This window comes from Phenylobacterium zucineum HLK1, assembly GCF_000017265.1.
Taxonomy (GTDB): Bacteria; Pseudomonadota; Alphaproteobacteria; order Caulobacterales; family Caulobacteraceae; genus Phenylobacterium; species Phenylobacterium zucineum.
Genome location: NC_011144.1, coordinates 3,048,625 through 3,069,602, shown reverse-complemented (window position 1 = coordinate 3,069,602; position 20,978 = coordinate 3,048,625). Strand labels below are relative to the sequence as shown.

General features: G+C 72.2%; 25 protein-coding genes. 14 read left to right on the top strand and 11 right to left on the bottom strand.

Annotated features, from left to right (window positions below):
- The first annotated feature begins 10 nt into the window (after nucleotides 1–10).
- The 5 genes from PHZ_RS14850 to minE all read left to right on the top strand — a co-directional run bounded on the left by PHZ_RS14850 (nucleotide 11) and on the right by minE (nucleotide 3,422).
- A complete protein-coding gene (locus PHZ_RS14850) occupies nucleotides 11–1,237 on the top strand; it encodes an acyl-CoA dehydrogenase family protein (RefSeq protein WP_012523225.1) in 1,227 nt (408 codons plus the stop codon).
- A 165-nt stretch (nucleotides 1,238–1,402) separates the two neighbouring features.
- On the top strand, nucleotides 1,403–1,606 hold the full coding sequence (locus PHZ_RS14845) for a hypothetical protein (protein WP_041373584.1): 204 nt from the start codon (nucleotides 1,403–1,405) through the stop codon (nucleotides 1,604–1,606).
- Complete coding sequence (minC, locus tag PHZ_RS14840) at nucleotides 1,603–2,289, top strand: septum site-determining protein MinC (protein WP_041373583.1); 687 nt, start codon at nucleotides 1,603–1,605, stop codon at nucleotides 2,287–2,289. Before PHZ_RS14845 ends, minC begins: the two co-directional genes overlap by 4 nt.
- A gap of 48 nt (nucleotides 2,290–2,337) precedes the next feature.
- Entirely contained in the window at nucleotides 2,338–3,162 is an 825-nt protein-coding gene (gene minD, locus PHZ_RS14835) for a septum site-determining protein MinD (protein WP_012523223.1), read from the top strand.
- Nucleotides 3,159–3,422, top strand: coding sequence for a cell division topological specificity factor MinE (gene minE / locus PHZ_RS14830; RefSeq protein WP_041373582.1), 264 nt, complete (start codon nucleotides 3,159–3,161; stop codon nucleotides 3,420–3,422). The genes minD and minE overlap by 4 nt, the downstream gene beginning before the upstream one ends.
- Here minE and PHZ_RS14825 read toward each other — a convergent pair.
- The 5 genes from PHZ_RS14825 to efp all read right to left on the bottom strand — a co-directional run bounded on the left by PHZ_RS14825 (nucleotide 3,419) and on the right by efp (nucleotide 8,461).
- A complete protein-coding gene (locus PHZ_RS14825) occupies nucleotides 3,419–4,639 on the bottom strand; it encodes a glycosyltransferase (protein WP_012523222.1) in 1,221 nt (406 codons plus the stop codon). The genes minE and PHZ_RS14825 overlap by 4 nt on opposite strands.
- A gap of 130 nt (nucleotides 4,640–4,769) precedes the next feature.
- Nucleotides 4,770–5,189, bottom strand: a complete 420-nt coding sequence (locus PHZ_RS14820) for a CBS domain-containing protein (protein WP_012523221.1) — start codon at nucleotides 5,187–5,189, stop codon at nucleotides 4,770–4,772.
- Nucleotides 5,190–5,312: 123 nt separating this feature from the next.
- Entirely contained in the window at nucleotides 5,313–6,911 is a 1,599-nt protein-coding gene (locus tag PHZ_RS14815; RefSeq protein ID WP_049758278.1) for an amidase, read from the bottom strand.
- 52 nt (nucleotides 6,912–6,963) lie between these two features.
- Nucleotides 6,964–7,731: a sulfite exporter TauE/SafE family protein gene (locus PHZ_RS14810; RefSeq protein WP_012523219.1), complete on the bottom strand. Its 768-nt coding sequence runs from the start codon at nucleotides 7,729–7,731 to the stop codon at nucleotides 6,964–6,966.
- Between the two features lie 163 nt (nucleotides 7,732–7,894).
- Entirely contained in the window at nucleotides 7,895–8,461 is a 567-nt protein-coding gene (efp, locus tag PHZ_RS14805) for an elongation factor P (RefSeq protein ID WP_012523218.1), read from the bottom strand.
- Between the two features lie 124 nt (nucleotides 8,462–8,585).
- On the opposite strand from efp, the gene epmA reads away from it, so the two are divergent.
- The 4 genes from epmA to PHZ_RS23195 all read left to right on the top strand — a co-directional run bounded on the left by epmA (nucleotide 8,586) and on the right by PHZ_RS23195 (nucleotide 12,534).
- Nucleotides 8,586–9,590 (top strand): EF-P lysine aminoacylase EpmA, encoded by a 1,005-nt coding sequence (epmA, locus tag PHZ_RS14800; protein ID WP_012523217.1) that lies wholly within the window; start codon nucleotides 8,586–8,588, stop codon nucleotides 9,588–9,590.
- A 68-nt stretch (nucleotides 9,591–9,658) separates the two neighbouring features.
- The gene (locus PHZ_RS14795) at nucleotides 9,659–10,684 is read left to right on the top strand and encodes a lysine-2,3-aminomutase-like protein (RefSeq protein ID WP_012523216.1); all 1,026 of its coding nucleotides are present in this window, start codon (nucleotides 9,659–9,661) and stop codon (nucleotides 10,682–10,684) included.
- Between the two features lie 84 nt (nucleotides 10,685–10,768).
- Nucleotides 10,769–12,226 (top strand): L,D-transpeptidase family protein, encoded by a 1,458-nt coding sequence (locus tag PHZ_RS14790; RefSeq protein WP_407946671.1) that lies wholly within the window; start codon nucleotides 10,769–10,771, stop codon nucleotides 12,224–12,226.
- 2 nt (nucleotides 12,227–12,228) lie between these two features.
- Complete coding sequence (locus PHZ_RS23195) at nucleotides 12,229–12,534, top strand: hypothetical protein (RefSeq protein ID WP_183281879.1); 306 nt, start codon at nucleotides 12,229–12,231, stop codon at nucleotides 12,532–12,534.
- 4 nt (nucleotides 12,535–12,538) lie between these two features.
- Here the strand turns inward: PHZ_RS23195 and PHZ_RS14780 are convergent, their stop codons facing one another.
- Nucleotides 12,539–13,105 carry a DUF882 domain-containing protein gene (locus PHZ_RS14780; protein ID WP_012523213.1) on the bottom strand — a complete coding sequence of 189 codons (567 nt, stop codon included), beginning with the start codon at nucleotides 13,103–13,105 and terminating at the stop codon, nucleotides 12,539–12,541.
- A 180-nt stretch (nucleotides 13,106–13,285) separates the two neighbouring features.
- Between PHZ_RS14780 and PHZ_RS14775 the strand changes: the two genes are divergently transcribed.
- A complete protein-coding gene (locus tag PHZ_RS14775) occupies nucleotides 13,286–14,269 on the top strand; it encodes an MDR/zinc-dependent alcohol dehydrogenase-like family protein (RefSeq protein WP_041373581.1) in 984 nt (327 codons plus the stop codon).
- 17 nt (nucleotides 14,270–14,286) lie between these two features.
- The gene (locus PHZ_RS14770) at nucleotides 14,287–15,306 is read left to right on the top strand and encodes a Gfo/Idh/MocA family protein (RefSeq protein WP_201765255.1); all 1,020 of its coding nucleotides are present in this window, start codon (nucleotides 14,287–14,289) and stop codon (nucleotides 15,304–15,306) included.
- Here the strand turns inward: PHZ_RS14770 and PHZ_RS14765 are convergent.
- From PHZ_RS14765 to PHZ_RS14750, 4 genes are all read right to left on the bottom strand, one after another.
- Entirely contained in the window at nucleotides 15,303–15,926 is a 624-nt protein-coding gene (locus PHZ_RS14765) for a DJ-1/PfpI family protein (protein WP_012523210.1), read from the bottom strand. The two genes, PHZ_RS14770 and PHZ_RS14765, sit on opposite strands and share 4 nt — an antisense overlap.
- A gap of 84 nt (nucleotides 15,927–16,010) precedes the next feature.
- Nucleotides 16,011–16,445 (bottom strand): group III truncated hemoglobin, encoded by a 435-nt coding sequence (locus PHZ_RS14760; protein WP_012523209.1) that lies wholly within the window; start codon nucleotides 16,443–16,445, stop codon nucleotides 16,011–16,013.
- Between the two features lie 55 nt (nucleotides 16,446–16,500).
- A complete protein-coding gene (locus tag PHZ_RS14755) occupies nucleotides 16,501–16,683 on the bottom strand; it encodes a CsbD family protein (RefSeq protein ID WP_012523208.1) in 183 nt (60 codons plus the stop codon).
- Between the two features lie 63 nt (nucleotides 16,684–16,746).
- On the bottom strand, nucleotides 16,747–17,340 hold the full coding sequence (locus tag PHZ_RS14750) for a TetR/AcrR family transcriptional regulator (RefSeq protein ID WP_012523207.1): 594 nt from the start codon (nucleotides 17,338–17,340) through the stop codon (nucleotides 16,747–16,749).
- 95 nt (nucleotides 17,341–17,435) lie between these two features.
- Between PHZ_RS14750 and PHZ_RS14745 the strand changes: the two genes are divergently transcribed.
- A complete protein-coding gene (locus PHZ_RS14745) occupies nucleotides 17,436–17,804 on the top strand; it encodes a CC_3452 family protein (protein WP_183281875.1) in 369 nt (122 codons plus the stop codon).
- A 24-nt stretch (nucleotides 17,805–17,828) separates the two neighbouring features.
- Here PHZ_RS14745 and PHZ_RS14740 read toward each other — a convergent pair whose 3' ends face one another.
- The gene (locus tag PHZ_RS14740) at nucleotides 17,829–20,216 is read right to left on the bottom strand and encodes a PAS domain S-box protein (protein WP_012523206.1); all 2,388 of its coding nucleotides are present in this window, start codon (nucleotides 20,214–20,216) and stop codon (nucleotides 17,829–17,831) included.
- Nucleotides 20,217–20,512: 296 nt separating this feature from the next.
- Here PHZ_RS14740 and PHZ_RS23190 point away from each other — a divergent pair, with 296 nt between their 5' ends.
- Both PHZ_RS23190 and PHZ_RS14730 read left to right on the top strand, forming a co-directional pair.
- Entirely contained in the window at nucleotides 20,513–20,656 is a 144-nt protein-coding gene (locus PHZ_RS23190) for a hypothetical protein (RefSeq protein ID WP_187149085.1), read from the top strand.
- Nucleotides 20,657–20,666: 10 nt separating this feature from the next.
- Nucleotides 20,667–20,906 (top strand): hypothetical protein, encoded by a 240-nt coding sequence (locus PHZ_RS14730; protein WP_041373579.1) that lies wholly within the window; start codon nucleotides 20,667–20,669, stop codon nucleotides 20,904–20,906.
- Nucleotides 20,907–20,978 lie beyond the last annotated feature (72 nt).

Sequence of the window (20,978 nt, the reverse complement as noted above, 5' to 3'; positions counted from 1 at the left end):
AGAGACGCAGATGGACTTCAACGACACCCCCGAAGAAGCCGCCTATCGCGCCCAGGTGCGCGAGTGGCTCGAGGCGAACGCGCCCAAGAAGGCCTCCCACGACGACGGCGAGGGCGGCGGCTCGATGGCCGCCTCCAAGGCCTGGCAGGCCAAGAAGGCCGCGGCCGGCTACGCCCAGATCACCTGGCCCAAGGAATGGGGCGGGCCCGGCGGCACGCCGATCCAGCAGGTGATCTTCAACCAGGAAGAGTCGAAGTATCCGATCCCGCCGAACCCGTTCCAGATCGGCCTCGGCATGTGCGTCCCCACGGTGATGACCTTCGCCGACGAGGAGACGAAGAAGCGCTTCGTCGGCCCCGCCCTGCGCGGCGAGGAGATCTGGTGCCAGCTGTTCTCCGAACCCTCCGGCGGCTCGGACGTGGCCGCGGCGCGCACCCGCGCGGTGCAGGCGCCGGACGGCTCGGGCGACTGGATCATCGACGGCCAGAAGGTGTGGACGACCGGCGCCCAGTTCTCGGATTTCGGGATCGTCGTCACGCGGACCGATCCCGACGCGCCCAAGCACAAGGGCCTGACGATGTTCTGGGTCGACATGAAGGACCCGGGCGTCGAGGTTCGGCCGATCCACCAGATGTCGGGCGGCTCGGGCTTCAACGAGGTGTTCTTCACCGGCGTGCGGGTGAAGGACAGCCAGCGGCTGGGCGCGGTCAACGACGGCTGGCGGGTCTCGCTCGTCACGCTGATGAACGAGCGCCTGGCGGTGGGCGGCCCCTCGGGCGCCGGCTGGGCCCAGTTCCTGGAGGCGGCCCGCGGCATCGCCGGGATCGACGGCGCCCCGGCGATCAAGGACCAGGCCCTGCGCGAGAAGCTGGCCGACTGGTACGTCCAGACCGAAGGGCTGAAGCACACCCGCAACCGGACGATCACCGCGCTCTCGCGCGGCCAGACGCCCGGTCCGGAAAGCTCGATCGGCAAGGTGGTCTCGGCGCTGCAGATGCAGGACCTGGCCAACACCGCCGTCGAGATGCTGGACCAGTACGGGATCATCAACGATCCGGAGCTCGCGCCCCTGAGCGGCGCCTTCCACGGCTCGCTGATGTATGCGCCGGGCCTGCGCATCGCCGGCGGCACGGACGAGATCCTGAAGAACATCATCGCCGAGCGCGTGCTCGGCCTGCCCGGCGACATCCGGGTGGACAAGGACGTCGCCTTCAAGGACATGCCCACCGGGCGCTAGCCTCGGCGAGCGAACGATCGACAGGCGGGCCGGCGGCGAGAGCCCCGGCCCGTTTTCGTGCGCGGCCTACGGCCAAGCTGCGCCACGGAACGGACCCAATTCGTCCCCGCCGCCGCCTCAGAATCCACGGCTGATCGCCTCTCGCCATTCCGTCGGGAGGACGCCGTGCCCCAGGTCACCTATGTCTCCTTCGTGCCCCGGTCCAAGTGCGCCAGGCTGCGCAGCGTGCTGGCCGACGAGGACACCGGCGAGCTTTGCTGGGTCGAGAAGCGCCGGATGTTCGGCAGCGAGTTCTACTTCTCGGGCCCCTCGCGCCTGGTGCGGAAGACCCACGCCTACATCACCGAGTGGCTGGCGCAGGATCGATGATCGCCGCCGCCGAGGGCGCGCGGCCCCTGCCTCAGATCCGCTTCCGCAACCGCACCTTCATGGCGCTGGTGATGGCCCCGGACGCCCCGATGGGCGACTGGTTCGCCGCGCTCGACCGCGAGCTCGCCCGGGCGCCGGGCTTCTTCCAGGGACGTCCGGTGGTGGTGGACCTTGCGACGGCCCTGGCCGAGGGCGGGCCCGTCGCCGCCAGCGTCGTGCTGGACGGCCTGGAGGCCCGCGGCCTGCGCCTGGCCGGCGTGGAGGGGGCCGAGCCGTCCCTGCTCGCCGGCACGCCGTGGGCGCGGCTGGCGGGCGGCCTGCCCGGTCGTGACGTCGACGCGGAGCCCGCGGGCCCCAGCACCCTGCTGATCGACCGGCCGGTGCGGTCGGGGCAGTCCGTCGTGTTCGAGGGCGGGGACGTGACCATCGTCGGCGCCGTGGCCTCGGGCGCCGAGGTGATCGCCGGCGGCTCGATCCACGTCTACGGCCCGCTGCGGGGCCGGGCGATCGCGGGCCTCCGGGCCGGGCCCGAGGCGCGGATCTTCTGCAGCCGCCTGGAGGCCGAGCTGGTCGGCGTCGACCGGCTCTACCGCGTGGCCGAGCACTGGGGCGCCTCGCTGCACGGCCGGCCCGCCCAGGTGCGCTGCGACCGCGGCGCGCTGCGCCTCAGCGCCCTCGACTGATCACAGGAACCATCCCGCCGCCGCGGCGGGGAAAGGAGTATGCGTCCCATGTCCAAGGTGCTGGTGGTCACATCCGGAAAGGGCGGGGTCGGCAAGACGACCTCGTCCGCGGCCCTGGGCGCGGCCCTCGCCCAGGCGGGCCAGAACGTGGTGGTCGTCGACTTCGACGTCGGCCTTCGCAACCTCGATCTCGTGATGGGGGCCGAGCGGCGGGTGATCTTCGACCTGGTCAACGTGGTCCAGGGCGACGCCAAGCTTCCCCAGGCGCTGATCCGCGACAAGCGGCTGGAGACCCTGTGGCTGCTGCCGGCCTCCCAGACCCGCGACAAGGAGGCCCTGACCGAGGAGGGCGTCGGCAAGGTGATCGCCGAGCTGCGCGAGCGGTTCGACTGGATCGTCTGCGACAGCCCGGCCGGCATCGAGAAAGGCGCGACGCTCGCCATGCGCTTCGCCGACCTGGCGGTGGTGGTGACCAATCCGGAGGTCTCGTCCGTGCGCGATTCCGACCGGATCATCGGCCTGCTCGACGCCAAGACCCGGCGGGCCGAGGACGGCGAGCCGATGGAGAAGCACCTGCTGCTCACCCGCTACGATCCGGCCCGGGCGGCGCGCGGCGAGATGATGCGGGTCGAGGACGTGCTGGAGATCCTGGCCATCCCGCTGCTGGGCGTCACGCCCGAGAGCCAGGACGTGCTGACGGCCTCGAACGTCGGCGCGCCGGTGACCCTGCACAACCCCGCCTCGCCGGTGGCAAAGGCCTACGCCGACGCCGCCCGGCGGCTGATGGGCGAGGACGTGGCGGTGCGCACGCCCGTCGAGCCGCGACGCAGCCTGCTGGACCGCCTGCTCGGGCGGAAGGCGGCCGCCGCATGAGCATCCTGAAGTTCTTCAGCCGCAGCCGCTCGGCCCCCGTCGCGCGGGACCGGCTGCAGCTGCTGCTGGCGCACGAACGGAGCCTCTCCAGCAGCCGCGCAGACCTGGCGGCCGTCCTGCAGCGCGAGATCCTCGAGGTGATCGCCCGTCACATCCCGATCGACAAGGACAAGGTGATCGTGCGCCTCGACCGCGGCGAACAGGTCTCGACGCTGGAGATCGACATCGAGATGCCCGAGACGGCCCTGGCGGCGGACTAGGCCGTCAGCGCCAGCGGGGGCGGGGCGGCGGCGCGGCCAGCGATCAGCTCGGCGTAGAGCCGCGTCAGGTTCTCGAAGGTGGCGTCCCAGCCGTGCCGCGTCTCGGCCCGGTGGCGGGCGGCGCGGGAGATTTCGGCCAGGTCGCGCGCGAAGAGCGCCTCGATGGCGGCGGCGAGGCCGCGGGGCTCGACGCTGTCGGCCGGCTGGCCCACGGCCTCGTCGATCAGCTCGCCGACCCCGCCGCGGCGCGACCCGACGACCGGCAGGCCCGCGGCCATGGCCTCCAGCACCACCAGGCCGAAGATCTCGTTCTCGTTGGCGTGCAGGCAGGCGTCGCACGAGGCGATGATCCCGGCGAGCTTCACCGGGTCGCGCTCGTAGTCCAGGCAGATCACGTGCCGCGAATAGGGGACGTCGTCGCCCGCGCCCACCAGCAGCAGGCGGTAGGGATCGCCCAGCCGCTCGACGGCCTCGACCATGGACTCGATGTTCTTCTCGCGCGCCGGGCGGCCGGCGAAGACCAGCAGGCGGGTTTCCCAGGGCAGGCCCAGCCGCTTCAGCAGCCTGGCCCGGTCGCCGCGCGAGGGGTGGAAGAGGTCGGTGTCGACGCCGAGCTGCTGGATGGTCACGCGCTGGACCCCGGCCTCGGCCAGCCGCGCCGCCATGTGCCGCGAGGGGGCCACCACGTGGTCGAACCGCTGGAAGGCCTGGGCCCAGAAGTTGAAGGTCGGCGCCTCGGCCCATTCGCCGAAGTGCAGGGCGGCCAGGGCCGCGGCGTCGGTGTGGCAGAAGCCGACCACCGGCACGCCCAGCGCCTCGCCGGCCTCCAGCGCCGCGTGGCCCGGCACGAACACGTCGCCGGCCTCGATGATGTCGGGCCGCAGGAGGGTGAGCACCGTCTCCCACTTCGCCAGGCTGGCCGGCATCCGGTAGCCGTTGCCGAACGGCAGGCGGGCGGCGGCGATGGTCACGAGGCCCGAGGCGTCGGCCGCCGTGCGCGCGCCCGGCACCACCAGCGTGTGGCGCACGTCGGGCCGGCGCCGCTCGAGCCAGGCGCGCTTGGCCAGCAGGTAGCGTTTCACCCCGCCGGACTTCGGCGCGTACATCATGGTGGTGTCGACGAGGTGGAAGCCGCCGCTCCCGTCGGCGCGCGGCGCTTGCGCGGCCACGGCGGGGCGGATCTTCTCGGCCAGCCTCAGCTCGGTCGCCTCGGACACCCGCGCGGCCCTTCCGTCTCTGCTGCTCTTGGCCTGGATGCTGTTGGACGCGGCGAGGAACAGAGCGGCCGAACGCTCCCGGCCGCCCATCTTCAACGAGCCCGTCTTCAACGAGCCCGCCTTCAGGCGCCTAGTGGCGGTTCGGCTCGCTGATCTCTTCCAGAGCTTGGCCAGTGGTCTTGTCCTTCCCCTGTTGGGCGATGTCGCCCAGGGACACGATGCCGACCAGGCGCTGGTCGTGATCCAGGACGATCAGACGACGGACCTGGAGCTCGGCCATCTTATCGGCGGCCGCCGTGATGTCATCGTCCTCGTAGCAGTACTCGACGTCGGCCGTCATGACATCGGTCACAGGCGTCTCGAAGCTGCGGGCCTCGCAGACCGCGCGGATCACGATGTCCCGGTCGGTGACCACGCCGCGCACCTTGTCGCCGTCGCAGACGGGGATCGCGCCGGTGTCGATGTCGCGCATCTTGCGGGCGACGTCCTGGATGGTGTCCTGCGGCCGCGCGACCTCGACGTCGCGCGACATGATCTCGTTGATCCTCATGGGAAGCTCCCTCCGATGGGCAGGCCGGCGGCGCCGGCGCCCGGCTGTAACCCGCCGGGCCGCGCGAGGGTTGCGCCCGCCCGTTCCGCCTGGCCGTTCCGCTTGGCCGTTCCGCTTGGCCGTTCAGCGCGGATCGTAGGCGCGGGCGATCTCGGGCCGGGCGGCCACGTCCGGCGGGAACCCGGGTTCGCGCCGCGCCCGCGCGGCCTGTTCGTAGGCGAAGCCCAGCGACAGCAGCCGCGCCTCGGACCAGGCCGGCCCCAGGAAGGAGATCCCCACCGGCAGGCCCGTCACATGGCCCATCGGCACGGTCAGGTGCGGATAGCCGGAGACCGCCGGCAGGGTCGAGGGCGAGCCGAAGAACCGCCCGCCGTTCACAGGATCGACGATCGAGGCGGGCCCGCCGCTGGGCGCGACGATCGCCAGGACCTTCTGCTCGGCCAGCATCCGGTCGAGGGCCTGGGCGGCCAGCCGGCGGGCCTCGGCCCGCTTGGTCTGCATCGCCGGGTCCGAGGCGGGGGGCGCCTTCACCGCCTGTTCGAAGATCTCCTGGCCGAACAGCGGCGTCTCGCGGATCTCGGCGCGGTTGAAGGCGATGAGGTCGGCCAGGGTCCGGCTCTTCACCGCAGGCGGCGTGCGGGCCAGGTAGTCGTCGAGGGCCGCCTTGAACTCCCAGCGCAGGAGCTCGCCTTCCAGCTCGCCGATGCGGGCGAGCTCGGCCTCGGCGGGCCCCTTGATCTCCACCAGCTCGGCGCCGGCGGCCTTGAGATCGGCGAGCGCGGCCTCGAACGCCTCATCCAGCGCCGCATGCCGGCCCTTGAAGCCGTGCCAGACGCCGATGCGGGCGCCCTTCAGGGCGTCGCGGTCGAGGGCCCCCAGGTAGTCGACCTTCTTCGCGTCGGCCTCGGCCGTCGCCGGATCGGCGGGGTCGGAGCCGGCGATCACCTGCAGCACCGCCGCGGCGTCGGCGACCGTGCGGGTCATCGGGCCGGCGGTGTCCTGGGCGGGGCTGATCGGCACGATCAGCGCGCGCGAGACGAGGCCCACGGTGGGCTTCAGGCCGACGATCCCGGTCATCGCCGCCGGGCAGGTGATGGAGCCGTCGGTCTCGGTGCCGATGGCCGCCGCGGCGAGCCCCGCAGCCACCGCCGCGCCCGAGCCCGAGCTTGAACCGCAGGCCGTGCGGTCGAGGCCGTAGGGGTTGCGCGTGAGCCCGCCCACGGCGCTCCAGCCGCTGATCGAGCGGGTGGAGCGGAAGTTGGCCCATTCGGAGAGGTTCGCCTTGCCCAGCACGATCGCGCCGGCGTCGCGCAGGCGTTTCACGATCGGGGCGTCGCGGCCCGTCACGTTGTCGGCCAGAGCCAGGGAGCCGGCGGTGGTCGGCAGGCCGATGTCGGCCTCGATGTTGTCCTTCAGCAGCACGGTGATCCCGTGCAGCGGCCCGCGCGTGCGGCCGGCGCGGCGCTCGGCGTCCAGGCGCTCGGCGTCGGCCAGGGCCTGCGGGTTGAGGGCGATGACGCTGTTGAGTTTCGGGCCCGCATCGTCCACCGCGGCGATCCGGTCGAAGTAGGCGCGGACGAGGGCGTGGGCGGTGGCCCGGCCGTCGCGCATGGCCGCCTGCTGCTGGCCGGCCGAGGCGTAGGGGCTGAGCGGCTGGGCCTGGGCCTTGACGGCGGCGGTGGCGGCGAGCGCGAGGCCCGCGGCGATGACGGCGCGAAGCATGGGCGAATAGTCCCCGAGGTGAGGCGTCCTTATTAGCGCCCGGCGCGACGCCTCAGAAGAGCGTGATCGCCTGCCAGATGGCCAGGGCCACCACGAGGCCGCCCACCAGCCAGGTCAGCATGCGCAGGGGCAGGACCTTGGTCATCCAGCCGGCGAGCGGGGCGGCCACGACGCCGCCGGCGATCAGCCCGGCCAGCGACCAGAGCAGGGCGCCGAGGCCCTCGGTCTCCCAGTGGCCGCTCACCAGGCTGGCCAGGAAGGCCGCCGACGTGGCCGCGGCGACGAACACCTCGGCCGTGTTGGTGGTGCCGATGGCCTTGCGGGTGTCGGCGCCGGCGCCCATCAGCGAGCTCGTCACCACCGGGCCCCAGCCGCCGCCGCCGATGGCGTCGAAGAAGCCGCCGACGAGGCCCAGGGGCAGGGGCGACTTCCAGGAGAACACCTTGGGCCGGGTCTGCCGCCAGGCGCGGTAGAGGATGACGAGGCCCATCAGCCCCAGCCACACGACCACGAACGGCTTGACCACCTCGCCCGGGATGGACGTCAGGACATAGGCCCCCAGCACCCCGCCCACGACGCCGCCGCCCGCCAGCAGGGCCAGCAGCTTCCAGTCCACGTTGCCATAGACGATGTGAGAGACGCCCGACGCCGAGCCGGTGAAGACCTTGGCCGCATGCACGCTGGCCGAGGCGTTGGCGGGGGTGACGCCGAAGCTCAGCAACACCGAGGTCGAGATCACCCCGTAGGCCATGCCGAGCGCGCCGTCCACGAGCTGGGCGGCGAAGCCGACGGCGGCGAAGAGCCAGAAATCCGGATCCATCGAGGCGCCAGCTAAGGCCTAGCTCGGCCCCGAGCCAACCAATTCCTCTGATCGCGGGCTCAGAAGAGGTGGGGGGCGCGCCTCGCGGCGCTCGCCCTCGCCTCGATCCTCTCCCCCGCGAAGCGAGAGGGAGAGGATGAAGGAGAGGGCCGCCGAAGGCCGATCAGTCCTTGGCGCGTTCCTGGTACGAGCCGTCCTCGGTCAGGACGACGATCTTGGTGCCGACGGTGATGTACGGCGGGATCATGGTGCGCAGGCCGTTCGAGAGGACCGCCGGCTTGTACGACGAGGAGGCCGTCTGGCCCTTCACGGTCGGCTCGGTGTCCACGACCTCGAAGGTCGCCAGGCGCGGCAGCTCGATGGCGATCGGCACGCCCTCGTGGGTGGAGAGCTTCACCGTGCAGCCGTCCGTCAGGTAGTACTTGGCGTCGCCGATCATCTCGGCCGAGGCGGTGACCTGCTCGTACGACTCGGGATTCATGAAGTGGAACCCTTCGCCGTCCTCGTAGAGGAAGGTGTAGTCGCGGTCGTCCACGGTGGCCCGCTCGACGGTCTCGGTGGTGCGGTAGCGTTCCGACACCTTCACGCCGTCGGAGATGCGGCGCATGTCGAGCTGGGTGACCGGCGTGCCCTTGCCGGGGTGGATGTTCTGGGCGCTGAGCACGACGTAGAGCTTGCCGTCGAGGTCGACGACGTTGCCCTTGCGGAGGGAGCTGGCGGAGACCTTCAAGTTCTGTCCTCGAGGATGCTGCGGAGGCGGCGGGCGAACACCTGCACGATTCCGCTAATCAATTGGTTTCCGCGCCCCTATAGCGGCTGTCGCCGAAATCGCCAGTCCCCAGCCTGACGCAGCCATGACGCCTTCTCTCTGGTGGAGCCCCGAACGCCACGCCGACCGCCGGCCCTTCCTGACCGGGCGGGGCGCGATCACGCGGGCCGTGCGCGCCTGGTTCGAAGGCCAGGGCTTTTCCGAGGTGGAGACCGCCGGCCTGCAGGTCTCGCCGGGGAACGAGGCCCACCTGCACGCCTTCGCCACGCAGGCGCTGACGACGGCGGGCGAGGCGCGGACGCTGTACCTGCACACCTCGCCCGAGTTCGCCTGCAAGAAGCTGCTGGCCGCGGGCGAGACGCAGATCTTCAGCCTGGGCAAGGTGTGGCGCAACCGCGAGCGGGGCCCGCTCCACCACCCCGAGTTCACCATGCTGGAGTGGTACCGGACCGGCGCGACCTACGAGGTCCTGATGGACGACTGCGCGGCCCTGCTGCGGCTGGCCGCCGAAGCGACGGGGACGACGGCGTTCGACTGGCGGGGCGGACGGTGCGATCCCTTCGCCGAGCCCGAGCGGCTGACGGTGGCGCAGGCGTTCGAGCGCCACGCGGGGATCGACCTCTTCGGCGACCTGGCGGCCCAGGCGCGCGCGGCGGGAATGCGGGTGGCGCGGGACGACGTCTGGGCCGACGTGTTCAGCCGGATCATCGTCGAGAAGGTGGAGCCGAACCTCGGCTTCGGGCGGCCGACGATCCTCTGCGAATACCCGGTCAGCGAGGCGGCCCTGGCCCGGCCAAAGGCGGCCGATCCGCGGGTGGCCGAGCGGTTCGAGCTCTACGCCTGCGGGGTGGAGCTGGCCAACTGCTTCGGCGAGCTGACCGACCCGGCCGAGCAGCGGCGGCGGTTCGAGGCCGAGATGGCCGAGAAGCAGAGGGTCTACGGCGAGACCTATCCGATCGACGAGGAGCTGCTGGACGCGCTCGCGATCATGCCCGCGGCGAGCGGCGGCGCCCTGGGCTTCGACCGGCTGGCGATGCTGGCCACCGGCGCGCGCCACATCGAGGACGTGCTCTGGGCGCCGGTCCCCTGACTCGCCTCCCCCGCGCAGCGGGGGCGAGGCTTCGAACGTCGCGGCGAATGGTGTATGGCCGCCCCCGCATGACCCGTCCCCTGCGCACGCCCGAGGACCTGATCGCCGCCGGACTGGCCCCGGCCGCGGCGCTGGAGGGGCTCGCGCGGGTGGCCGAACGCTATGCGGTGGCGATCACGCCCGACATGGCTGGGCTGTCGGAGACCTGCGAGGGCGTGGCCCGCCAGTTCGTCCCGACGGCGGCCGAGCTGGTCCAGACCCCGGAGGAACGCGCCGACCCGATCGGCGACGAGGCCCACTCGCCCGTGGAGGGGATCGTCCACCGCTATCCCGACCGGGTGCTGCTGAAGGCCAACCACGCCTGCGCCGTCTATTGCCGGTTCTGCTTCCGGCGCGAGATGGTGGGGCCCGAGGGCGTGCGGCCGCTGTCGCCGGCCGCGCTGGACGCCGCCATGGCCTATGTCGCCGCCCGGCCGGAGATCTGGGAGGTGATCGTCACCGGCGGCGATCCCCTGATCCTGTCGCCGCGGCGGCTGGCGGACATCGGCGCCCGGCTGGCGGGCATCCCCCACGTGAAGGTCGTGCGCTTCCACACCCGCGTGCCGGCCGTCGACCCCGGCAAGGTGACGGCCGGGGTGGTCGAGGCGCTGAAAGCCTCGGGCAAGACGGTCTGGGTCGCCCTGCACGCCAACCACCCCGACGAGCTGACCCCGGCGGCGCTCGCCGCCTGCGCGCGGATCGTCGACGCCGGAATCCCGATGGTCAGCCAGACCGTGCTGCTGAAGGGGATCAACGACGATCCCGACGTGCTGGACGCCCTGATGCGCCGGTTCGTGGAGACGCGGATCAAGCCCTACTACCTGCACCACGGCGACCTGGCGCCCGGCACCGGCCACTTCCGCGCGACGCTGGCCGAGGGGCAGGATCTGATGCGGGCGCTTCGGGGCCGCCTCTCGGGCCTGGCCCAGCCCACCTATGTGCTGGACATCCCCGGCGGCCATGGCAAGGCGCCGGTGGGGCCGGCCTACGTCCATGGGGGCGAGGTCGAGGACCCGCAGGGGCGCCGGCACGCCTATCCGCCGGAGGCGGACTGAGCCCCGTCAATGCGGGGTTCAGGGTTCGTGGCGCAAATCCCGTCCTGGAGCGTTGCCTGGAAAGGCGATGGATTCCGAGGAGATATGCAGTTGAAGCGTTGGGCATGGATCTGGGCCGTCCCATCCCTGGCGGCCGGCCTGGCGGCGGGCGCGCCGGCCTGGGCGCAGCAGCCTGCGGTGATCGCGCCGCCGGCGGCGGCTGCGCCGGTCGCGCCGCCGACGCTCAGCCCGGCCCAGGCCGAGGTCGCGCTGGCGGTGCTGCGCGAGGCCAACCTGCACGGCCTGCGGCCCCAGGACTACCTGCCCGCCGACCCTTCCGACGGCACGGCCCTGATTGAGGGCCTGGCCCGCTACGCCCACGACCTGAAGGTGGGCCGCCTGGCGCTGGGCGACTTCCCCGCCAACTGGGCCGTGCGGCCCCAGCCCTACGATCCCGCGCCCGAACTGGCCCGGGCGCTCGCCGAGGACCGGCTGAAGGCGTGGCTGGACGGCCTTGCGCCCCGCTACGCCGGCTACGTCGCCCTGACGCGGGGCCTGGCGCGCTATCGCGAGATCGCCGCGGCTGGCGGGTGGAAGACGATCCCCGCCGGCTCGTCCATGGCGATCGGCTCGACCGATCCGCGGGTGCCGGCCCTGCGCGCCCGCCTGGCGGCCGAGGACCCGCAGCTCACCGACCTGACCTCGCCCACCTTCGATCCGGCCCTGCAGGAGGCCGTGGTGCGGGCCCAGAAGCGGTTCGGGCTCAAGCCCGACGGGGTGGTGGGGAACGGCACCCTGGCCTTCCTCAACCAGCCCGTGGGCCAGCGCATCCTGCAGATCATCGCCAACCTCGAGCGCTGGCGCTGGCTGCCGGCGACCATGCCGGCCACGCGGGTGCAGGTGAACTCGGGCGCGGCGATCGTGACCCTGTTCCGGGACGACAAGCCGGTGCTGTCCATGAAGGCGGTCTCGGGCAAGCCGGGCGACGAGACGCCGATGCTGGTCTCGGCCATCCACTCGGTGGTGATCAATCCGCCCTGGAACGTGCCGACCCGCATCGCCAACGAGGAGCTGTGGCCCAAGCAGCGGCGCGATCCCGGCTACTTCGCCCGCAACGACTACGTGGTCCTGCCCACCGAGGGCGGCGGCTCGCGGGTGCAGCAGAAGCCGGGGCCCAAGGCGGCGCTGGGCCGCTTCAAGTTCGACTTCGACAACCCCTTCACCGTCTACCTGCACGACACGCCGTCGAAGGGGACGTTCGACCTCTACGCCCGCCAGGCCAGCCACGGCTGCGTGCGGCTGGAGAAGGCCCAGCTGCTGGCCGAGGCCCTGCTGGCGTCGGACCCGAAGTGGGGCAGGGAGGGCATCGAGGCCCAGCTCGCCACGGGCAAGACCCTGCGCGTTTCGCTGTCGGAACAGGTTCCGGTCTACATCCTCTACTGGACGGCCTTCGCGGGGGCGGACGGGCAGATGCATTTCCGCGCCGATCCCTATAACTGGGACCGCCTGCTCCTGACGAAGATCGGTCTCGTGGGCCAGGCGCAGGCGAAGAAGGACGCGTGATGATGAGGATCGTGCTGTGGCTGGCGGTGGCGTGCGCGGTGATCCTGGCCGCCCTGGCGCTCAGCCGCGGGGTCCGGTTCACCTCCGAGCCTGCCAAGCCCGCCGAGACGGCGCCCGCCGCCGAGGAGGCCGCCGCCCCGGCCGCGGCCCAGGCGCCCGAGCCGGCGCCGGTCGAGGCCGCGCCGCAGCCGACGCCCGAGGATCTGCAGGTGCAGGAGGACGCCGCGGCCGTGGGCCTGACGACGGTGGAGCCGCAGACCGCCGAGCCGCCGGTGATCCAGCCGCCCGCGCCCGAGCCGCAGTTCTAGAAGCTCAGGAGCCCCGCCACTGGCGCACGCGGCCGGTGTCGACGTGCACGAAGCCCGAGACGGGATAGTAGCCGACGCCGCCGGCGCCGACCGCCAGCGCGGCCTTGTGCAGGTGGGCGAGCTCGACGCCGTTCATCCGCACGTCCACCGCCTTGCCGAGGGTGTGCTGGCTCTTGGACGCCACGCCCTTGCTCTTGGCGTGCAGCATGGCGTTGGTCTTGGGCGAGCGGTAGCCCGAGATGATCTGGAACGGCGCCCGCGTCTCCAGCTTGTTCGAGATGGCGTGCAGGGCGTCGTAGAGGCCCGGGTCCATGAACGTCTCTTCGCCGGTCCGCCAGTCGCGCAGCACCTTCTGGGCCTCGGCCAGGGCGTCGGGCAGGTAGCGGCCGTTCTCGAAGTAGACGTCGTTGAAGGCGTCGCCCGTGTGCAGGTTCTTCAGCACCGCGCGCCGGGGCGCATCGGTCGGGAGGGCGTGGGCGAAGGCCGGGACGAGGAACGACGAGAGGCCGAACGCGCCGCCGATGGCCAGCGCATCGCGACGTCGCAAGGACGGACGGACGAGGGTGGGCATACGAAAACGCCTCCAGGCCGGCTGACGGGGCGGCCAAGATGTCAGGGACAAGCTTGCCGTCAACCTAACAACCTTCGCTGCGACGACCTGCCGCCCGTCGGCGGGAGGGTGTGACAAAGGAACAAACCCAACGCTGAAGCTGTTTGCCCCGCGGGTGAATGCTTGTTTCCGCGAGGGGTGATGGACGGGTCCCAGACCGCGACGACGACCATGCGGGCGGCCGTGCTGGCCGGCCCCGGACAGATGCGCCTGGAGCGGGCGGCCCTGCCCGAGCCGGGCCCCGGCCAGGTGCGGGTGCGGCTGGAAGGCTGCGGGGTCTGCGCCTCGAACCTGACGCCCTGGGAGGGCCCGGAATGGATGACCTTCCCCACCGAGCCCGGCGGCCTCGGCCATGAGGGCTGGGGCGTGGTGGCCGCGGTGGGCGAGGGCGTCTCGGACCTCGCGGTCGGCGACCGCGTCGCGGCGCTCTCGTACAGGTCCTATGCCGAATACGACGTGGCCGACGCCTCGGCCTGCGTGAAGCTGCCGCCCGAGCTGGACGGCAAGCCCTTCCCGGGTGAGCCCCTGGGCTGCGCCATGAACATCTTCCGCCGCGCCGACGTGCAGGCCGGCCAGACGGTGGCGATCGTCGGGATCGGCTTTCTGGGGGCGATCCTCACGCGCCTGGCCACCGACGCTGGGGCCCGGGTCATCGCCATCTCGCGCCGGCCCTTCTCCCTGGATGTGGCGAAGCAGTTCGGCGCGGCCGAGGTCGTGCCGATGGACGACCACTGGGCCATCATCGAGAAGGTCCGCGAGCTCACCGGCGGCCGGTTCTGCGAGCGGGTGATCGAGGCGGTGGGCAAGCAGTGGCCGCTGGACCTGTCGGCCGAGCTCTGCGCCGAGCGCGGCAAGCTGGTGATCGCCGGCTACCACCAGGACGGCCCGCGCCAGGTGAACATGCAGCTCTGGAACTGGCGCGGCCTCGACGTGATCAACGCCCACGAGCGCGATCCCGCGGTCTACGCCCAGGGCCTGCGCGAGGCGGTGGAGGCGGTGGCCTCGGGCCGGCTGGACCCGGCGCCGCTCTACACCCACGCCTACCCGCTGGAGCGGCTGGGGGAGGCGCTGGACGCCACGCGCGACCGCCCCGACGGCTTCCTCAAGGCCCTGGTGACGCTGTGAGCCCCTTGGGGAGCGACGTGATCGAGACCGCGCCGAACGCGGCGGCCGGGACGCGGCGCCCCCGCGTCGGCTTCCTGGGCGTCGGCTGGATCGGCCGCCACCGGATGCAGGGCATGGTCGACACCGGCGCCATCGACGTCGCCGCCGTCGCCGACGCCTCTCCCGAGACGGCCGCCGAGGCCGCGGAGCTGGCGCCGGGCGCCCGGATCGCCGCGACGCTCGACGAGCTGCTGGAGCAGGACCTCGACGGCCTGGTCATCGCCACGCCCAGCGCCCTGCACGCCGAGCAGTCGATCCGCGCGCTGTCGGCCGGCTGCGCGGTGTTCTGCCAGAAGCCGCTGGGCCGAACCGCCACCGAGGCCCAGGCGGTGGTGGACGCGGCCCGGAGCGCCGACCGGCTGCTGTCGGTGGACTTCTCGTACCGCTTCACCGAGGGCATGCGGCGCATCCGCGAGATCGTGGACGCCGGCGAGCTCGGCCGCGTCTTCGCCGTCGACCTCGTGTTCCACAACGCCTACGGCCCGGACAAGCCGTGGTTCTACGACCCGGAGCTCTCGGGCGGCGGCTGCGTCATGGACCTGGGCGTCCACCTCGTGGACCTTGCGCTCTGGACACTGGGCTTCCCGAATGTTGAGGACGTCTCGGCCCGGCTGTTCGCCGGCGCCGAACCCCTGGCGGGCCGGCCGGCCTGCGAGGACTACGCCGAGGCGCAGCTGACGCTGCCCGGCGGCGCGGTCGTGCGCCTGGCCTGTTCCTGGCGGCTGCCCGCCGGCTGCGACGCCATCATCGAGGCGAGCTTCTACGGGAGCGAAGGCGGGGCGGCGCTGAAGAACGTGGGCGGCTCGTTCTACGACTTCACGGCCGAGCGCTACCGCGGCACGGCGCGCGAGACCCTCGCCGGGCCGCCGGACGAGTGGGGCGTCCGCGCCGCCGCCGACTGGGCGCGGCGGCTGGCGGCGGGCGAGCGCTACGACCCGCAGGCCGAACGGCTGGTCGAGGTCGCCCGGGTGCTGGACCGCATCTACGGCCGCGGCTAGGCCGCCGGAGCGCCGGCGGCCGGCTCGACGAACGGCCTGACGACGTCCAGCGCACGCTCGACATAGGCGGCCTTTTCGCCCACCGGCGCGACGTAGTGGATGGCCTCCTCGGCCTCCCGCAGGCCGGCGCCGCGGGCGATCATCCAGGCGGCGAGGTACTGCGAGGCCAGGCAGCCGCCCGCCGTCGCCACGTTGCCGTGGGCCATGAGCGGCGCGTCGATCACCTCGACGCCGGCTTCGACCACCCACGGCCTGGTCGTCAGGTCGGTGCACGCCGGCAGGTCGCCGACCAGGCCCAGCCGGGCGAGCAGCAGCGTGCCGGAGCACTGGGCGCCGATCAACTGGCGCGACGGGTCGAGCGCGATCCGGGCGAGAAGGTCGGCGTCGGCGGCGATCTCGCGGGTGCGCACCCCGCTGCCGATCAGGACGGCGTCAGCCTCGCGGGCGAACTCCAGCGGCCGCTGGCGCTGGACCGTCACCCCGTTCATCGAGATCACCTGTTCGGTGGGAGAGGTGACGTGCGCGGCCCACCCCTTCCCCTTCAGACGGTTGAGGATCCCCGCGGCGATGAACGAGTCCAGCTCGTTGAACCCGTCGAAGGTGAGGATTGCGATCTGCATGGCGGCTTCCTGTCTGCTGGGGCCATGCTGTAGCCCGCTTCGGAAGCGGGGAAAGGGCCGTCGGACGGGAAGTGGCCCGGCGGCCTAGCGCAGCGACAGCGGCGGGATCTCGCCGCGGCTAACGGCGAGGCCCAGCTTCAGGGACTCCCCGATCATCTCGGCCTTGGCGATGAAGAGGTCGGCGGCCTCGGGGCGGCACTGCTCGCGCGCCGTCTCGCCCCAGATCCGCAGCCAGCGGGGGAAGTGCTCGGCTTCGATGCCCGGCGCGCGCGCGTGTGCGGCCATGGGCGAGCCCTTGAACCGGCCGGTCATCAGCAGCACCGACGACCAGAAGTCGGTGAGCTTGGCCAGATGCTCGTCCCAGTCCTCGATGACGCCGTTGAAGATCGGCCCCAGGACCTCGTCCTGCCGGACCTTGCCGTAGAACGCGTGCACCTGGCGGCGGATGACGTCCTCGGTGACGCCGACGGCCACGCCGGGCCCGATCCGCGGCCGGCGGGGATGCTCGATGGAGTTCATGCCCCGGAGATAGCGCGGAACGCGCCCGCGCCAACCTCCGGGGTATTACCTAGCTCTAGTGCTTCAGCGCGTCGCGGGCGGCTTCCTTGAGGTTGCCGACGCCCTTCTGGACCTTGCCTTCCACGCGGTCGGCGGTCCCTTCGGCTTCGAGGCGCTCATCGCCGGTGGCGCGGCCGGCGGTTTCCTTGACGGAGCCCTTCAGGTCCTTGCCGGCGCCCTTCATCTCGTCCTTGTGCATGTGATGTCTCCTTGGGTCAGCAAGGAGTACGCGGGGCGGGCGGGCGAGGTTCCGCAGCAGCCGTCAGGCCGCCTGACGTTCCGTGCGGTCCAGCAGGGCCGCGAAGGCCGCCTGGGCCGATCGGCGCGCGTCGGCGTCGCCCATGATCCGGCGGGCGTCCAAGTGGCCGAGCGCGAAGCTCTTCATCTGGAAATAGGCCGCCTGCGCCTCGGGCTCGGAGAGCGGCGGCTCACGCATCTCCTGGAACTGGCGCACCAGCGTACGCTTCCACTGCTGCAGCCGCTTCTGCAGGAGGTCGCGGGCGGGCCCCGGCTGGTCGTCCAGCTCGACGCTGAAGGCCATGAGCGGGCAGCCGCCCTTGGCCCACTCCTTCTCCTCCCAGTCGAGCCACAGCTCGAAGATCCGCGACAGCCGCGCGCGGGCGGTGGGCAGCCCCTCGGCCGGCCGCCAGACGAATTCGGTGAAGAGCCGGCTGACATGGTCGATGACCGCCAGCTCCATCGCCTCTTTCGAATCGAAGTGCTTGAAGAGGCCGCTCTTCGACAGGCCCACCGCCTCGGCCACGTCGGCGAGGCTGACCGGGCCCAGGCCGCGGGACGCCGCCTGGCGGGCCGCTTCGTCGATGATCCGGAGGCGCGTCGCCTCACCCTTGCGCAAAGGCCAAGCCTCCCTGCTTGACAGAAAGTGACCGATCGTGCTCTTTCCGGGCTTAGCGACCGGTCGTGCTCTTTTCTACCGAAAGGATCACGAGAATGCAAAGTTTCAGGATGTTGGGCGCGATCGCCGCTGCGGCGCTCGTGTCGGGGGCGTGCGTCTCCGGGCCGGCTTTCGCCCAGACGCTCTCCACGGGCGAGTTCAACGGCGAGGCGACGCTCAAGGCGCCGGCGACGGCGCCGAGGGAGGCCACCATCGCGGGCGTCGCCTGGCGCTGCGAGGGCGACCAGTGCGCGGGCCACGCCTCGCGCCGGCAGGGCGTCGACGGCCTGGTGAAGGAGTGCAAGCGGGTGGCCGCCGTCGTGGGGCCGGTCAGCAGCTACAAGAGCCGCGGCCGCGAGCTGACGGCCGGCCAGATCCGCGCCTGCAACCGCGGCGCGGTGACCCTGCAGACGGCTCGGAACTAGGCCGGAACTAGGCCGCAACCCGGTCTAGCTGCGCGGCGGCGGGTCGCCGTCGCGCCGGGCCTGCCGGGCGCGGCGCGCGCTCTGCAGGCTGATCAGCTTGTCGTCGGCGGCCTGGCTGCGCGCCAGCAGGACGCCGACGGCCCGGCTGAGCTCGCCCAGCTTGTAGGGCTTGCGCAGGATCGGGAACTCGTCGCCGAGCTGTTCGGCGGCCTGGCTGTAGCCGGTGGCCAGCAGCACCGGAACCGAGGGCGCCTCCTCCCGGACGCGCCGGGCCAGGCCCAGGCCGTCGATCTCGCCGGCCATGACGATGTCGGAGAAGACGAGGTCGGGGGTCTCGTGCTCGTGCAGGGCGCTCATCGCCGCCGCCGCGCCGCCCACGACCCGCACGGTGTGGCCCAGTTGCTCCAGCATCGCGGCGGCCACCTCGGCCACCTCCGGGTTGTCCTCGACCACCAGGATCCGGGCGCTGCGGGCGACCGGCTCCGCGGCCTCCTCGACGGGCCGGGCGACCTTCGCCGAGGTGCGCGGCAGGTAGAACGTGAAGCTCGTGCCCCGGCCCAGCTCGCTCCTGACCTGCACCTCGCCGCCCGACTGCTGGGCGAAGCCGTACACCTGCGAGAGACCAAGGCCGGTGCCCTTGCTGACTTCCTTGGTGGTGAAGAACGGGTCGAAGATCCGGGGCAGGATGTCGTCGGGGATGCCGACGCCCGTGTCGCTGACGGTCACCGCCACGAAGTCGCCCGCCAGGGTCTGCCCGGCCGAGCGCGTCAGCTTCACGTTCTCTGCGGTGATCGCCAGCACGCCGCCGCCCGGCATGGCGTCGCGGGCGTTCACGGCCAGGTTCAGCAGCGACAGCTCCAGCTCGCTGGGGTCCACCTTCACCGGCCAGAGCTCGGAGGACAGGTCGATCACCAGCCGCACCGTGGGCGGCAGGCTGGCGGCGATCAGGTCCTTCAGGTCCTCGACCCGGTCGGCCAGGGCCACGGGCACCGGCTGCAGCCGCTGGCGCCGCGAGAAGGCCAGCAGGTGCCGGGTCAGGTCCTCGCCCCGCTTGGCCGACGTCTCGATGGCGTCCAGCGCGCGCAGGGCGCGGGGGTCGTCGCCCACCCGGTTGCGCAGCATCTGGGCCTGGCCGCTGACCACCATCAGCAGGTTGTTGAAGTCGTGGGCGACCCCACCGGTGAGCTTGCCCAGCGCCTCCATCTTCTGGGCCTGGGCGAGCTGGTCGTGCGCCCGCTGCAGCTCGAGCTGGGCGTTGCGCTTCTCGGTGACGTCGCGGGTGATCTTGGCGAAGCCGACCAGCCGGCCGTCCTCGTCGCGGATCGCGTCGATCACCACGCTGGCCCAGAACAGGCTGCCGTCCTTGCGCACGCGCCAGCCCTCGGCCTCGTAGCGGCCCTGTTCGCCGGCCGTCTGCAGGGCCCGGGCGGGCACCCCGGCGGCGCGGTCGGCCTCGGTGTAGAAGCGGCTGAAGTGCTGCCCGACGATGTCGTCGGCCTGGTAGCCCTTGATGTGCTCGGCGCCGGCGTTCCAGCTGGAGATCACGCCGTTCGGATCCAGCATGTAGAGCGCGTAGTCCACGACCCCGGCCACCAGCATGCGGAACTGGCGCTCGCTCTCGGCCAGGGCGTCCTCGGCCGCCTTCCGCTGGCTGATGTCGCGGGTGATCTTGGCGAAGCCGATGAGCCGCCGCTCCTCGTCCCAGATCGGGTCGATGACGACGAGGGCCCAGAAGCGGCCGCCGTCCTTGCGCAAGCGCCAGCCCTCGGCCTCGAACCGGCCCTCGGTGCGGGCGGTCTCGAGGGCGCGGGCGGGCAGGCCGGCCCGACGGTCCTCGGGCGTGTAGAAGCGGCTGAAGTGGGAGCCCACCACCTCGTCGGCGGTGTAGCCCTTGATGCGCTGGGCGCCGGCGTTCCAGTTCGCCACCGTGCCGTTCACGTCCAGCATGAAGATGGCGTAGTCGATGACGTTCTCGACCATCAGCCGGAAGCGGCGCTCGCTCTCGATCAGGGCGTCGCGCGCGGCCCGGTCCGCGGTCATGTCGCGGGTGATCTTGGCGAAGCCGACCAGCGCCCCGTTCTCGGCCCGGACGGCGTGCAGGGCGCCCTGGGCCCAGAAGCGGCCGCCGTCCTTGCGGACGCGCCAGCCCTCGGTCTCGACCTTGCCCTTCTCGGCGGCCTCGGCCAGCAGCTGCTCGGGCACGCCCGCGCGGCGGTCCTCGACCGAGAAGAAGCGGGCGAAGGGCTGGCCCTCGATCTCCTCGCGCGCGTAGCCCTTCAGCCGCTGGGCGCCGCTGTTCCAGGTGACCACCCGGCCATCGGGATCGAGCATGTAGATCGCGTGATCGGAGATCGACTCGATCAACTGCTCTAGGCCGCGGTCCTGGGCGGGAGGTTGGGTCGCGGCCTTCATGAACTCGTGCTCTCGGCGCCGCCCCGCCGGCGGCGACGGCTACCCCACGGGGGCGCCGAATGCAATTCACGGTGGGCCGAATTGACAACCGGAGCGCGGCGTCTGAAGGATGCCCCCGCTTGCGGTGGGCCCGCTTGTGGAGGGGGCGAGCGATGTTCTTGAGTACGCACCAGCTTCGTCCCCCCGACGATCCCACCGACGAAAGCGGTGGAACGCCTTCACCATACGGAGGGTTCCCGGCCGAAGGCGAGGATCTGCCCTACAAGGTCGAGGTCTGGGACGAGGACGGCCATTACGTGGAGCGGGTCCTGGCCGTCAGCTCCAGCCCCTCCATCGGCTACGCGGCCTACTACGCCGCGACCCGGGAGTATCCCGGCCGCCAGGTCACCCTGCGCCACAAGTCCAGCGTGCTGAGCCGCTGGAACGGCCGCGCCCACTGACCGGCCGCCGATGAACGGCAGGCACGAGGCCGGCAGGGTGGTCCCGATGGCGCCGGCCGCGGGGCCGGCCGAAGGGCTGCCCTACGTGGTGGAGCTGTGGAACCTGCCCCGGACGGCGCCCGAGCGCGAACTGGGCCGGGCGGCGGGCATGGTGCTCGCCAGGGCCATCTTCCAGGCGGCGGCGAGCGAGCATCCGGGCCGGCGGGTGGTGCTGCGCAGGGCGCGCGAGATCCTGGCCGAGACGGGCTGAAGGACCCGGGCGCCGTTGCTTCTGCGGCCCCCGGGGGCTATCTGCACGCCGACTTCCGGACATTCCAGAGAG